This is a genomic window from Photorhabdus sp. S10-54 (assembly GCF_963878145.1).
Classification (GTDB): Bacteria; Pseudomonadota; Gammaproteobacteria; order Enterobacterales; family Enterobacteriaceae; genus Photorhabdus; species Photorhabdus kayaii.
On sequence record NZ_CAWNXG010000013.1, the window covers coordinates 99,131 to 113,028 of the forward strand.

A 13,898-nucleotide genomic window follows, 5' to 3' on the forward strand; every position below is an offset into this window, starting at 1 on the left:
CAATTCAGCCTCTCTGATAAATGTTAATAACGATAATAAACAATTTTAATATTAAATCATGCTTTTGGCGTTAAGTGCTAAATATTAGCAATTTTCATTTTATCAGATGAGAAGGGCTTGACCTTGTAGTCGACTCCAAGGTGTTTAATCAAATATAAGCACATTAATTAAGACGAATTTATTTTTAATCACTGTGATGGGAGAGAACACATGGACGGAGAAATACAATCACCTCCGCTTAATGAGAAAAAGTCAAAACGTAAGTTAACACTGATCCTCGCAACTCTCTTATTTATTTTTGCCGGGTTAGGTTACTTCGCCTATTGGCTTATTTCATTACGTCATTATCAAGCAACTGATGATGCTTACGTTGTTGGTAATCAGGTACAAGTAATGGCCCAGATCACCGGCAGCGTAACCGCTATTTATGCTGATAATACCGACTTCGTTCAGCAAGGCGATATTTTGCTACGTTTAGACTCTATTGATGCGGAACATGCTTTTGAGCGAGCGAAAAATATATTGGCTAATAATGTCAGACAAACTCACCAAACCATTATTGATAATGAAAAACTATTAGCTAATATTGCGCTCAAACAAACGGCATTACAACAGGCTCAAGATGATTTAAAACGACGTGAACATTTGGGACTCACAGGTGCTATCGCCAAAGAAAATCTGATTCATTCCCGCAATAGCGTGCAAATGGCAAAATCTGAGCTAAATGTTGCCCGACAACAATATTATGCTAACAAAGCACTAGTTATAGACACCCCATTAAATCAACAACCTGCCATTAAACTGGCCGCTTCCCAACTCCGCGATGCATGGTTAACCTTACAGCGCACCCAGATTGTAGCGCCGGTAACAGGATACGTTTCACGCCGCAGTGTTCAAGTAGGCTCACAAATAAAAAGTGGCGCTCCATTGATGGTTATCGTACCCGCTGACCAACTTTGGGTCGAAGCTAACTTTAAAGAAGTTCAACTCGCCAATGTCCGTATTGGTCAACCCGTAACACTGATTAGCGATTTCTATGGCAATGATGTCATTTATAAAGGTCAGATCGTTGGTCTTGATATGGGAACTGGCAGTGCATTTTCTTTATTACCAGCACAAAATGCCACCGGTAACTGGATCAAAGTGGTTCAACGTTTACCTGTCCGTGTTGAACTAGAAGCACAACAACTTATCGATCATCCTTTACGCATCGGTTTATCCATGCACGCCACGGTTGATACCCGAAATCGGGATGGTCTGGTGCTTGCCGACACGCCTCGTAATGGCATTGTTTATGAAACCAACGTCTTAACTTACAACACCGGAGAAATTGATCAGCTAATTAACGAAATCATTCAAGTTAATACCAGTCAAAATAAGTGAGGTTAACATGCTAAAAGAGCCATTATCAGGAGCCAAACTTGGCTGGCTAACCCTGGCTTTAGCATTAGCCGCTTTTTTACAAATATTGGATCTGACTATTGCTAACGTTGCAATATCAACAATTGCTGGAGATCTGGGTTCATCAGTATCACAAGGTACTTGGGTAATTACTTCATTTGCTGTTGCTAACGCGATCTCTATCCCATTAACAGGCTGGTTAGCAAAACGGTTCGGGGAAGTCCGGGTTTTCTTAATTTCAATGATCTTGTTTGTTATCACTTCCTGGTTGTGCGGTATTGCCAATAACCTAGAAATGTTGATTATTTCCCGTGTTCTGCAAGGTATCTCAGCCGGGCCAATTATGCCCCTTTCGCAAAGTTTACTACTCAACAACTATCCTCCGCTAAAACGCAATATGGCATTGGCACTGTGGTCAATGACTATCGTTATCGCTCCGGTTTGTGGTCCGATACTCGGCGGTTGGATCAGCGACAATTACCATTGGGGATGGATCTTTCTCATCAATGTTCCTGTTGGCTTTGTTGCCATTGCTATCACCTGGATGCTGTTAAAAGACCGGGAAACTGAAACAACAGCTAGGTCAATTGATATCGTAGGACTAATTTTATTGGTCATCGGTGTTGGTTGTTTTCAGCTATTGCTTGATAGAGGAAAAGAGCTTGATTGGTTCAACTCAACAGAAATTATTGCATTAGCCATTATCGCAGTTATTGCCATAACTTTCCTGATCATCTGGGAATTCACCGATGATGATCCGATCATTGATTTATCACTATTTAAATCACGTAATTTTACTATCGGTACTTTATGTATCAGTTTGGCTTTCCTACTCCATATAGGCACTCTGGTTTTGCAGCCTCAACTATTGCAAATGGTATTTGGTTATACAGCCACTTGGGCAGGATTGGTAATGGCTCCATTAGGAATAGTGCCGATAATGCTCGTTCCACTCATTGGTCGTTTTAGTTCAAAAATTGATATGCGTTATTTGGTTATGTTTAGCTTTATCATTTTTGCACTCTGTTTCTTTTGGAGAACGAATACCTTTGAGCTATCAATGGACTTTGCCACCGCTGCCTGGCCACAATTTATTCAGGGCTTTGCTATCGCCTGTTTAATTATGCCACTAACAGCCATTATATTATCTGACGTTGAACCCGCTAAAATTGCCTCTGCCGGTAGCTTGTTCAACTTTTTACGCACGCTGGCAACATCCGTAGGTACTTCAATTACCACCACCATGTGGTCCCGTCGCGAAGCTGTCCACCACGTTCAGTTAACTGAATCGATAACTCCCCATAATCCTATTGCCCAACAAGCCTATGAAAAAATGGAACAACTAGGGATGTCACACGCCCAAGTCAGTCACTCTCTGGCACGTGAAATCACCAATCAGGGATTGATTATTGCTGCTAACGAGATTTATTGGCTATTTGGCTTTATTTTTCTGATCTTGCTGATCTTTATCTGGTTGGCAAAACCCACTGTTGGAGAAAAGAAATAGCACAATAATCAAAGAATTTATTATAGAGCTCTTTCCAGTGGAACCTAGGCGAATATTAAATCTTGTCAAAATAGCACCTTATCCAGGCGCTATTTTGTCGTTTTATAGAACATATTTTTTCATTACCAAGACACCGATCAACCGCCGGCTGCTTCAGACGCCTGGCACATTAAAAAGAATTTAAACGCGGGGGTATCCGTCTCATCGTGATACGCATAGCCTAATGCATCAAGATGACGCTTAAAACGCACTTCCGCTCCTGACAATTCAAATGCCGCTAATACCCGGCCATAATCTGTACCATAATTGCGATAATGGAATAACGTAATATTCCAGTGAGTTCCCAAAGTTTGTAGGAACTTGAGCAAAGCCCCTGGCGATTCAGGAAATTCAAAACTAAACAAGCGCTCTTTCAATGGCTTAGATGGACGACCGCCGATCATATAACGAACATGTAATTTCGCCATTTCATCATCTGAAAGATCAGCAACCTGATATCCTGCGGTACGTAATTCCTCGATAATTTCCCGCCGTTCTACCTCACCACGGCTCAGGCGAACACCAACGAAAAGACAAGCCTGATCAGGATCTGCATTCGTATAACGATAATTAAACTCTGTTACCACCCGATCGCCCAATTTCTGGCAAAAACTCAGGAAACCCCCTTTCTGTTCAGGAATAGTCACTGCCAGCAATGCTTCCCGCTGCTCGCCCAATTCACAACGCTCAGAAACATAGCGTAACCCGTGGAAGCTCACGTTAGCGCCAGAAAGAATATGTGCCAGTCGTTCACCTTTAAGTTGATGCTGCTGAACATACTTTTTCAATCCAGCTAGCGCCAATGCACCGGATGGCTCAGCAATCGCACGTACATCTTCAAATAGATCTTTTACCGCCGCACAAATAGCATCACTGTCTACCGTGATAACATCATCCACATATTGCTGACACAAACGAAATGTTTCATCACCGATACGCTTAACAGCAACACCCTCAGCAAATAAGCCAACTCGTGGTAAATCTACCGGATGTCCAGCTTCCATCGCCGCTTTCAGGCAAGCTGAATCTTCCGCTTCCACCCCAATGATTTTAATTTCTGGCATCAGTTGCTTAATCAACACTGCCACTCCAGCAATCAAGCCACCACCACCAACAGGTACAAAGATGCGATCCAAGCGCACATCCTGTTGCAAAAGTTCCATCGCCAGTGTTGCCTGACCTGCGATTACAGCGGGATGATCAAACGGAGGAATAAAGGTATAGCCCTCCTGTTGTGCCATTTCTATTGCTTTAGCTTTAGCCTCATCAAAATTAGCACCATACAACAGAGCCTTACCACCGAAACTACGGACTGCATCGACTTTAATATCCGCAGTAGTAACCGGCATAACAATCAGAGATTTTATTCCCAAACGATTGGCAGAAAGTGCAACCCCCTGAGCATGGTTACCGGCTGACGCAGTAATCACTCCCCGGTTTTTTTGTTCCTCAGTCAAACCTGCAATCATGGCATACGCACCACGGAGCTTGAAACTGTGAACAGGTTGCCGATCTTCCCGCTTTACCAAAATAGTATTTCCTAAGCGGGCAGAAATTTTCTCCATTTCCTGCAAGGGCGTCACCTGAGCAACTTCATAAACCGGCGTACTTAATGCCGCTTTCAAATACTCTGCACCATTTGGTGCGGAAGTTAAGGGAAGAAATGCAGCCATGAGATTATCCCCCTAACTTAGATTTATCACGGACGGCCCCTTTATCCGCACTGGTCGCCAATGAAGCATAAGCTCTCAGGGCAAACGATACCTGACGTTCACGAGCTTTCGGCGTCCACAATTTATCACCGCGGGCAAATTCCACTTCTTTACGGGTAGCAAGTACCCTTTCATCTACATCAAGTCGAATTTTCCGCCGTGGAATATCAATATCAATAATATCGCCATCTTGAACCAAACCGATTAGCCCCCCATTAGCCGCTTCCGGAGAAACATGACCGATCGACAAACCCGAGGTACCACCAGAAAAACGCCCATCGGTAATCAATGCACAGCTTTTGCCTAGCCCCATAGATTTTAGATAAGTCGTCGGATACAACATTTCCTGCATGCCAGGCCCACCTTTTGGCCCTTCATAACGAATGACCACTACATCACCAGCAACGACTTTTCCACCCAAGATCGCATCAACCGCATCTTCCTGACTTTCGTAAACTTTGGCTGGCCCACGGAACGTCAGACTGCCCTCATCAACCCCGGCGGTTTTTACAATACAACCATCTATAGCCAAATTACCAAATAGAACAGCAAGACCACCATCCCGACTATAGGCATGTTCAATGTCGCGAATACACCCTTCTACACGGTCAGTATCCAACGAAGGCCAGCGACAATCTTGTGAAAATGCCTGAGTAGTACGGATACCCGCAGGGCCTGCCGAATACATCTCCTTCACTGACTCATCTACCATCTGCATCACATCGTACTGATTAAGCGTTTGTAACAAATCCAGACCCAAAACATTTTTAACCTGACGATTCAGCAAACCCGCTCTATCCAGCTCACCTAAAATACCGATCACACCACCAGCACGATGAACATCTTCCATATGGTATTTTTGTGTACTTGGTGCAACTTTACATAGATGAGGGATCTGACGAGACAAACGATCAATATCCGCCATAGTGAAATCAACCTCCCCTTCCTGCGCCGCAGCCAGTAAGTGAAGCACAGTATTTGTTGAACCACCCATTGCAATATCCAACATCATTGCATTTTCAAATGCGGCTTTCGTTGCAATACTACGCGGCAGAGCACTGTCATCATTTTGTTCATAATAACGCTTAGTCAACTCAACAATGCGTTTGCCTGCATTCAGAAACAGCATCTTACGATCTGCATGAGTAGCCAGTAATGAGCCATTCCCCGGTTGAGACAAACCCAGTGCTTCTGTAAGACAATTCATAGAGTTAGCAGTAAACATACCTGAGCAGGAACCGCAAGTTGGGCAAGCTGAGCGCTCAATCTGATTGCTATCCTCATCACTGACTTTCGGGTTCGCGCCTTGGATCATTGCATCGATCAGATCCAATTTAATAATCTGATCTGACAATTTAGTTTTACCCGCCTCCATAGGGCCACCAGAAACAAAAATCGCCGGAATGTTCAGACGTAGTGCTGCCATCAGCATTCCTGGTGTAATTTTGTCACAATTGGAAATACACACCATAGCGTCCGCACAATGTGCATTCACCATATATTCAACAGAATCAGCGATCAATTCACGTGACGGCAGAGAATAGAGCATACCACCATGCCCCATTGCGATACCGTCATCCACCGCTATAGTATTGAACTCTTTTGCAACACCGCCTGATGCTTCAATCTGTTCCGCAACCAGTTTACCTAAGTCCCGCAAATGAACATGCCCTGGAACAAACTGAGTAAATGAGTTAACTACTGCAATAATCGGTTTACCGAAATCTGCATCGGTCATCCCTGTCGCGCGCCATAAAGCGCGAGCTCCTGCCATATTGCGGCCATGAGTCGTAGTGGCAGAACGGTACTTAGGCATTATCTTCACTCCCGTGTTATCAAAACAGGCGGGGAACGAACCGCCCGTTAAATTATTTATAGTTCTATTAAGGATTGACTGTATCTAACCAACCCCATTTATCATCTGTCGTACCATCAAACAAGCCAAAGAAAGCTTGTTGAATTTTTTTGGTAATAGGTCCACATCTACCGATACCAACCTGAATATCATCAACACTGCGAACGGGTGTGATTTCAGCCGCTGTGCCAGACATAAAAACTTCATCAGCCAGGTACAGTGACTCGCGCGACAATACCTGCTCACGCACTTCCAGCCCTAAATCTTTCGCCAGTTTGATAATGGCATCGCGAGTAATTCCTGGTAATGCAGCGGAGGTAAATGGTGGGGTAAATAATATGCCATCTTTTACTTCAAATAGATTTTCACCCGCACCCTCAGAGATATAACCAGAAACATCCAGTGCAATACCTTCCTGATACCCACGACGACGAGCTTCACTACCCACTAAAAGCGAAGACAGGTAGTTACCACCGGCTTTAGCCGCAGTTGGCATTGTGTTTGGTGCCGCACGATTCCATGAAGAAACCATCGCATCAATTCCTTGATCTAATGCGCCTTCTCCCAAATAAGCTCCCCACGGAAAGGCGGCAATAATGACATCAGTTTTATAACCGGCAGGTGGATTAACCCCCATGCCAACATCACCGATAAAGACCAATGGACGTATATAAGCACTGACTAAATTATTTTTACGAAGAGTTGCCCGACACGCCTCCATTAATTCATCGACACTCTGGTTCAACGGCATACGATAAATCTTTGCAGAGTCATGTAAACGCTGCATATGCTCACGATGGCGGAAAACCACTGGCCCTTTATGAGAGTCATAGCAGCGAATTCCCTCAAAAACAGATGTACCGTAATGTAAAGCATGGGACATCACGTGAACTTTAGCATCTGCCCAAGGAACCATCTCACCATTGAACCAAATGTAATCGGATTGCTTCGTCATTCTCTTATTCCTTTATTTCTACGTTATGCACGTATGAGTTGTGATTTTTGTTGCAGGATCTTGACGCCAGCGACATCCACTAATTTAGTCAGTTGTGAAGACAACAAATTAACCGGTTTTTGGCTGGCAACAATTAATTCGATATTAACATTATCGCCATCCATTGTTTGATCCATATTCATGGAACATATCTGAAATCCACGATGACGCGTTACCCGTAAGATACGCTCTAATATTTCAGGACGGAAACGAGCATGGATTGCAAGTTGATGCTGCATCATAATGATTTCTCCAACATAGTTTCATTGCTTGCACCGGGAGGAACTAACGGCCAAACGTTCTCTAATTCCTCAATAGATACCTGTAATAAATAAGGACCCTTACTGCTGAATAATGCATTCAGCGCTTCATCAATCTGTGATTTATCTGTGATATGTTGCCCAGGAATACCAAAAGCTTTCGCTAATGTGACAAAATCGGGGTTATCTGTTAATGTCGTTTCACTATATCGCTTATCAAAAAACAGCTCCTGCCATTGCCGCACCATTCCCAATCGCTGGTTATCCAACAATAAAATTTTTACTGGTAATTGCTTGCGTTTAATTGTCCCCAATTCTTGAACATTCATCATGAAAGAGCCATCTCCAGATACACAAATCACCATATCTTCCGGTCGAGCAATCTGAGCACCAATTGCAGCAGGGATACCAAATCCCATTGAGCCCAATCCACTAGATGTAATGAAATTTTCAGGCCCATCAAAAGTCATATGCTGAGCTGTCCACATTTGATGCTGTCCAACATCGGTAGTAATAACCGTATTAAATGTTTTACGATCTGAAACCTGCTTCAATAACCAAGGCGCATAGATACTCTCTCCCTGATGGTCATAACACCAAGGATATTCAGCTTTCAGATACTTAACTTCCTGTTGCCAGGGCATAATTGACAACGGCTGTTGCAAACGGGGCAATAATACCTTCACATCCCCCAGTAACGACACATGAGCCTGACGTAATTTACCCAACTCTGCCGGATCGATATCCAGATGAATGATTTTTGCACACGGAGCAAAAGTATTGAGTTTGCCAGTCACACGATCATCAAAACGAGCACCTACAGCAATCAACAAATCACATGACTGAACGGCAAGATTGGCCGCTTTCGAACCATGCATCCCAAGCATTCCCAGATAACATGGATGTTCTGAATCGGCAGCCCCCAAGCCTTTCAACGTAGAAGCAACCGGCATACCTGTTTCCACAACAAAATCTCGCAGAATAGAAACTGCTTGAGACATCCCTACTCCACCACCGACATACAACACTGGCTTTGCCGCAGCCGCAATCATTTTCCGAGCTTGTTCTAATTCACTTTCCGAGCAGGGCTCCTTTTGCTCAACGGGTACCAAATGTGGTACCAAATTCCCCTCTTTCAACTGAATATCTTTAGGAATATCAATCAAAACTGGGCCAGGTCGACCACTAGTGGCAATAGAAAAGGCTTCCGCCATAATTTGAGGTAAATCTTCCAGTGAGTCCACTAAGAAACTGTGTTTAGTACAAGCAAGGGAGAGGCCTAAAACATCGACTTCTTGGAAGGCATCAGTTCCAATCAATTCAGAACCAACCTGACCAGTGATAGCAACAATAGGAACAGAATCTAACAATGCATCGGCTAATCCAGTGATTAAGTTTGTTGCTCCCGGTCCCGATGTAGCGATACAAACTCCCGGCTTACCACTAGCTCTCGCATAACCAATTGCAGCCATAGCTGCCCCCTGTTCATGCCGACAAAGCAAATGCTCCACCCCACCATCGTACAAAGCATCATAAACCGGCATGATCGTACCACCAGGGTAGCCAAAAACCTTATCAACCCCTTGCGTTCGTAATGCCTTTACAACCCACTGCGCCCCGTTCATTTTTCATATCCCCTGTGTTTACCCTGTGAGACAAGATTTTGTTCTGTTGTATGTTTCCGTCTCTACCGGATTTTGCTTGTCGAAAAAAAACCCCCGCGCCTTTCGGTGCGGGGGTCTTCGAGAGATCTGGCTGTTATTCTAAGCCTTTCTTCGTCCAAGTGCAGCCCCGCACGGTGGGATAATAATCACCACCACGCTGACAATAATTAGGCTAATCACTAGGACAAATGTGTTCATAATCTTGGTCGTTTAATTCGTTTGTTTAATCTATATTTAAGAGTTATCACGTTCTTCATAGCTTGACAACATTTATTTTGTTTTATTACTCGATATAAAAAAATACTATTTATTTTCAATTAAATACTTGTTATATGGATTATTTATCCAGTAAATAGACCGATTTAAGTGATAAAAACTAACTGATTAGATATAAACAAAACAACACATTAATAGATAACATAAAAAACAAATCATCCGACTATAATCAAAAATAAAGAGCTTGTTATTAATCACTTGAGTAACAAAAACTTCTCATTAAAAATAAAGCATGATGATATAACATACTAAATTCATCCACTGTAAAAATATATATAAATTTGAATTTAAATTAAATTCAACCAATGAAAAATCAATCTTAAAACATAACTAAAATAATAAAAAAACCTCAAAATAAGAATATAAAAATAATAGATAAAATGATTTAAACATTAAAATAATAAAAATTAAACCATTTAAATCAATAAAATAAAAATCATTTGATTTGAATTCCAAAATAAAATTTTTATAGTTGCTTCGAAAAATATTTATTAGAGCCGCTTCGCAAAAAAATAATAGAAAACTATTTATTATCTAATTTCAGTCCATCATATACGCTTTCTTACTAAGGAGAATAGGATGGCCCTCGCTGTTATTTATACCCGAGCGACTATAGGTATTCACGCCCCTATTGTTACCGTTGAAGCGCATATTAGTAATGGTTTACCTGGATTAACCCTAGTTGGTTTGCCTGAAACAGCCGTAAAAGAAGCAAGAGATCGTGTCAGAAGCGCGTTGATCAACAGCGGGTTTACCTATCCGCCTAAAAGAATCACCGTCAATCTTGCACCCGCAGATCTTCCCAAAGAAGGTGGCCGTTATGATTTGCCAATCGCTATCGCTATTTTAGCCGCTTCAGAACAAATACCTACCAATAAACTAAGTCATTACGAATTTCTTGGTGAACTCGCTCTATCCGGGGGTTTACGGAAAGTTAACGGCGCAATTCCAGCCGCACTCAGCGCAGGAGAAGCAGGAAGACAACTTATTCTACCAACAGAAAACGCAATGGAGCTGGCAATTTTATCTCAGAATGAAACGTTAATGACAGAACATCTCTTGCATATCTGTCACTTTCTTCAGGGAGAACAACAACTGCTGACAGCACCAATCCAACATGAATCCTTAACAGAACCATCACAACCGGATCTGCAGGATATTATTGGCCAAGAACAAGCAAAACGCGCCCTAGAAATCACAGCCGCAGGCGGACATAATCTTTTGCTACTTGGCCCACCAGGGACAGGAAAAACAATGTTGGCAAGCCGGCTATGTAGTCTATTACCACCATTAACAAACAAAGAGGCCCTTGAGATTGCCGCTATCAATAGCTTGATGGATACCTACCTTCCACCTGAACAATGGCATACACGCCCATTTAGAGCGCCTCATCACAGTTCTTCAATGGCAGCTCTAGTCGGCGGCGGAGGACTTCCAAAACCTGGTGAAATTTCACTTGCTCACAACGGCGTGCTATTTCTAGATGAACTACCTGAATTTGAACGCAGAGTCCTTGATGCTCTCAGAGAACCGCTGGAATCAGGGGAAATAATTATCTCCCGAGCCAGAGCAAAAGTTTGTTTTCCTGCCCAAGTTCAATTGATAGCAGCAATGAATCCTAGCCCTACAGGCTATCATCAGGGCATTAAAAATCGAAGTAGTCCTCAGCAAATACTTCGATACCTAGCGAAACTTTCTGGTCCTTTCTTGGATCGTTTTGATCTCTCAATTGAAGTTCCCCTGTTACCCATTGGAACATTGAGTAGCCCTGTTAGACCAAGCGAAAGCAGCAAAGATGTAAGATTAAGAGTACTAGCAGCACGAGAAATACAACTAAAACGTTGTGGAAAAATTAATGCTCATCTGAATAGTAAAGAGACAGAGACATTTTGTAAGCTCAAACCTGACGATGCTGTATTTCTAGAACAAACTCTAATAAAACTAGGGCTTTCAATCCGAGCATGGCACCGAATTCTGAAAACATCCCGGACACTTGCCGACTTAGAAGAAAAAAAAGAGATAGAAAAACCACATATCATGGAAGCCTTAAGCTATCGCAGTATGGACAGATTATTAATACAATTACAAAAACAATCAGGTTAGCAATGAAAAAGGGGCAAAGCCCCTAATATTCATAACTTGTGATAATATTAATCATCGGTGTCGGTATAGTCATCAGAAGCATCGATCTGGGGCTTACCGCCTGAAAGAGTATGAAAACGCTTTGGACGACTAATCTTTGCAAGATATTTGGTCCATACTTTTTCTTCTATTGTCACAGGCTGCCGTTCACCCCGGCAAACAGCAACAAACAGCTCTTCTACTTCTGTTTGAGGCTCGCGTTTACCAAGATCTAACTCATTGAACGCATAACCATGGCGCTCTAGCAATTGCGCCTCTTTAATGGTGAAATCGCCATGGCGGGAGAACCCGCGAGGATAATTTTTGTTATCAAAAAAACGATTAGTCGTGATGAAGCTTTCGGCCATCTGACACACTCCTAATTCTAGTACTGTTACTATCATGCCAATTATGGCGCGGAGTATTAGATAGGCCTGGCGTTCTGTAAAACAAAAAATTTAAATCTTAACGATAAATATTATTGGAGATATATGTGGACACTGAATTACTGAAAACCTTCTTGGAAGTCAGTAAAACTCGTCACTTTGGGAGGGCAGCCGAATCACTGTACCTGACGCAATCAGCAGTTAGCTTTCGCATACGCCAACTAGAAAATCAATTAGGTACTCATCTTTTCACTCGCCACCGTAATAACATCCGTCTTACAGCAGCAGGAGAGCGCCTTATTCCCTATGCAGAATCACTGATGAGCACCTGGCTATTGGCTAAAAAAGAGATAATGCATGCTTCTCAACATATTGAATTAACAATTGGTGCCACTGCATCACTATGGGAAGCATATTTAACTTCCTGGTTACAAGGCTTCTATAAAAAACATCAGGAATTAAGATTGGAATCCCGGGTTTCTACACGGCAATCCCTTGTTAAACAGCTTCATTCACGTGAGTTAGATCTGTTGATCACTACCGAACCACCCAAAATGGATGAGTTCCAAAGCCTATTATTAGGAAATATTTGCTTAAAGTTATTAACAACAGAAGAAAATCTGAAATACCAAATTAAAAATTACATCAAGCTAGAATGGGGAGCTGATTTCCATCATCAAGAACAACGGATTTTAAAAAGTGAGCAGTTACCTACCATCACAACCACTTCAGCACATATAGCCCGCCAACTACTCAATAGCGTAAGAGGAGCCGCCTTCTTACCAATACACTGGCAAAATGAATATCCAGAGCTGGTCTCCTATCCAAATACTGAACTAATTGAACGCCCATTATATGCCATATGGCTACAAAAGAATGATCAGCAAGCATTCATTCAACAGCTATTAAAAATACCTATCATACATACTCCTACAAGAGGTTAAGAAGCATCCATGTAAATCATTTAATTAGCAAATATATGTTCTGCAAAATTTATGGATAGCAATACTATACGAAAACAGGAATGAAAATAGTAAAGGAGAAAGAAATTTCAGATCGAGCATAAGGTGGGATTACTTTTACTATCTTCCCACATATAGCTCCTATTTACTAAGTAATCCTTACGTATAGTATAACCTGAATCAGACGTAGTGTTCCCACCTTATCGTTTTAGGTATCCTATCCTTCAAACCGAGCTTTTCTTAAGAAGAAAATTTTCACAATCAAAATATTAGCTAAGATCCATTCGTACATATCCTCTAGACACTTAGTTCAGAAGGACTTTAACTAACCTCAGCTTTGCTTAAGGATAGCGATTTCAGAATCACGTAAATTTAAGCTCGGTTTTTTCGGTTGGAATGTATATGCAATTAAGCCCGATACTACCTCCAACAAAAAGCCGACTATACTCCGATGTCGTGAATATTCTATCTGAGAAATATTTTTCAATTGGTCATTCACGGTCTCTATCAAAAAACGCTTTCTTAACATAATCTTATCCCAAAGCGATAAAAACTTGGCTTTCATATTGCGACGAACACTTGTGATAAGTGTTATCCCTTCTGCCTCCAGTTCATCACTTAAAGCTTGTGATAAATACCCTTTGTCGCCATACAGATGTCCTGTTAATCCTTTTACCCATTCCTTAACCGGATGGCGATCATCTGTATTTCCCGGCGTTAA

Annotated in this window: 12 protein-coding genes; 4 read left to right on the plus strand and 8 right to left on the minus strand. The window is 42.1% G+C overall.

The window, feature by feature from the left end; genetic code table 11:
• The first annotated feature begins 210 nt into the window (after positions 1-210).
• Positions 211-1,383, plus strand: coding sequence for a multidrug efflux MFS transporter periplasmic adaptor subunit EmrA (gene emrA / locus AACQ83_RS09890; RefSeq protein WP_112877327.1), 1,173 nt, complete (start codon positions 211-213; stop codon positions 1,381-1,383).
• 7 nt (positions 1,384-1,390) lie between these two features.
• Complete coding sequence (locus tag AACQ83_RS09895) at positions 1,391-2,908, plus strand: DHA2 family efflux MFS transporter permease subunit (protein WP_112877328.1); 1,518 nt, start codon at positions 1,391-1,393, stop codon at positions 2,906-2,908.
• 137 nt (positions 2,909-3,045) lie between these two features.
• Here AACQ83_RS09895 and ilvA read toward each other — a convergent pair whose 3' ends face one another.
• The 6 genes from ilvA to ilvL all read right to left on the minus strand — a co-directional run bounded on the left by ilvA (position 3,046) and on the right by ilvL (position 9,630).
• Entirely contained in the window at positions 3,046-4,620 is a 1,575-nt protein-coding gene (gene ilvA, locus AACQ83_RS09900) for a threonine ammonia-lyase, biosynthetic (RefSeq protein ID WP_112877329.1), read from the minus strand.
• Positions 4,621-4,624: 4 nt separating this feature from the next.
• Entirely contained in the window at positions 4,625-6,475 is a 1,851-nt protein-coding gene (gene ilvD, locus AACQ83_RS09905; protein ID WP_112877331.1) for a dihydroxy-acid dehydratase, read from the minus strand.
• Positions 6,476-6,542: 67 nt separating this feature from the next.
• Entirely contained in the window at positions 6,543-7,469 is a 927-nt protein-coding gene (locus tag AACQ83_RS09910) for a branched-chain amino acid transaminase (protein WP_112877332.1), read from the minus strand.
• Positions 7,470-7,492: 23 nt separating this feature from the next.
• Positions 7,493-7,750 (minus strand): acetolactate synthase 2 small subunit, encoded by a 258-nt coding sequence (ilvM, locus tag AACQ83_RS09915; protein WP_011148754.1) that lies wholly within the window; start codon positions 7,748-7,750, stop codon positions 7,493-7,495.
• Positions 7,747-9,393 (minus strand): acetolactate synthase 2 catalytic subunit, encoded by a 1,647-nt coding sequence (gene ilvG, locus AACQ83_RS09920; protein WP_112877334.1) that lies wholly within the window; start codon positions 9,391-9,393, stop codon positions 7,747-7,749. Before ilvG ends, ilvM begins: the two co-directional genes overlap by 4 nt.
• Positions 9,394-9,531: 138 nt before the next feature.
• Positions 9,532-9,630, minus strand: a complete 99-nt coding sequence (gene ilvL / locus AACQ83_RS09925; RefSeq protein ID WP_071647081.1) for an ilv operon leader peptide — start codon at positions 9,628-9,630, stop codon at positions 9,532-9,534.
• A 657-nt stretch (positions 9,631-10,287) separates the two neighbouring features.
• Between ilvL and AACQ83_RS09930 the strand changes: the two genes are divergently transcribed.
• Positions 10,288-11,811: a YifB family Mg chelatase-like AAA ATPase gene (locus AACQ83_RS09930; protein ID WP_112877335.1), complete on the plus strand. Its 1,524-nt coding sequence runs from the start codon at positions 10,288-10,290 to the stop codon at positions 11,809-11,811.
• A 47-nt stretch (positions 11,812-11,858) separates the two neighbouring features.
• On the opposite strand, the gene AACQ83_RS09935 is transcribed toward AACQ83_RS09930, so the two are convergent.
• A complete protein-coding gene (locus AACQ83_RS09935; protein ID WP_112877337.1) occupies positions 11,859-12,197 on the minus strand; it encodes a DUF413 domain-containing protein in 339 nt (112 codons plus the stop codon).
• A gap of 125 nt (positions 12,198-12,322) precedes the next feature.
• Here AACQ83_RS09935 and hdfR point away from each other — a divergent pair, with 125 nt between their 5' ends.
• A complete protein-coding gene (hdfR, locus tag AACQ83_RS09940) occupies positions 12,323-13,159 on the plus strand; it encodes an HTH-type transcriptional regulator HdfR (RefSeq protein ID WP_112877338.1) in 837 nt (278 codons plus the stop codon).
• A 349-nt stretch (positions 13,160-13,508) separates the two neighbouring features.
• Here hdfR and AACQ83_RS09945 read toward each other — a convergent pair.
• On the minus strand, positions 13,509-13,898 hold a 390-nt coding region (locus tag AACQ83_RS09945; protein WP_146747890.1), incomplete at its 5' end, for a transposase.

Excerpts from the sequence above, each read along its gene's own strand:
- ilvG (WP_112877334.1), bottom strand. The coding sequence starts at position 9,393 with ATGAACGGGGCGCAGTGGGTTGTAAAGGCATTACGAACGCAAGGGGTT.
- AACQ83_RS09930 (WP_112877335.1), top strand. The coding sequence starts at position 10,288 with ATGGCCCTCGCTGTTATTTATACCCGAGCGACTATAGGTATTCACGCC.
- ilvA (WP_112877329.1), bottom strand. The coding sequence starts at position 4,620 with ATGGCTGCATTTCTTCCCTTAACTTCCGCACCAAATGGTGCAGAGTAT.
- AACQ83_RS09910 (WP_112877332.1), bottom strand. The coding sequence starts at position 7,469 with ATGACGAAGCAATCCGATTACATTTGGTTCAATGGTGAGATGGTTCCT.
- ilvM (WP_011148754.1), bottom strand. The coding sequence starts at position 7,750 with ATGATGCAGCATCAACTTGCAATCCATGCTCGTTTCCGTCCTGAAATA.
- emrA (WP_112877327.1), top strand. The coding sequence starts at position 211 with ATGGACGGAGAAATACAATCACCTCCGCTTAATGAGAAAAAGTCAAAA.
- ilvD (WP_112877331.1), bottom strand. The coding sequence starts at position 6,475 with ATGCCTAAGTACCGTTCTGCCACTACGACTCATGGCCGCAATATGGCA.
- AACQ83_RS09895 (WP_112877328.1), top strand. The coding sequence starts at position 1,391 with ATGCTAAAAGAGCCATTATCAGGAGCCAAACTTGGCTGGCTAACCCTG.
- AACQ83_RS09935 (WP_112877337.1), bottom strand. The coding sequence starts at position 12,197 with ATGGCCGAAAGCTTCATCACGACTAATCGTTTTTTTGATAACAAAAAT.
- ilvL (WP_071647081.1), bottom strand. The coding sequence starts at position 9,630 with ATGAACACATTTGTCCTAGTGATTAGCCTAATTATTGTCAGCGTGGTG.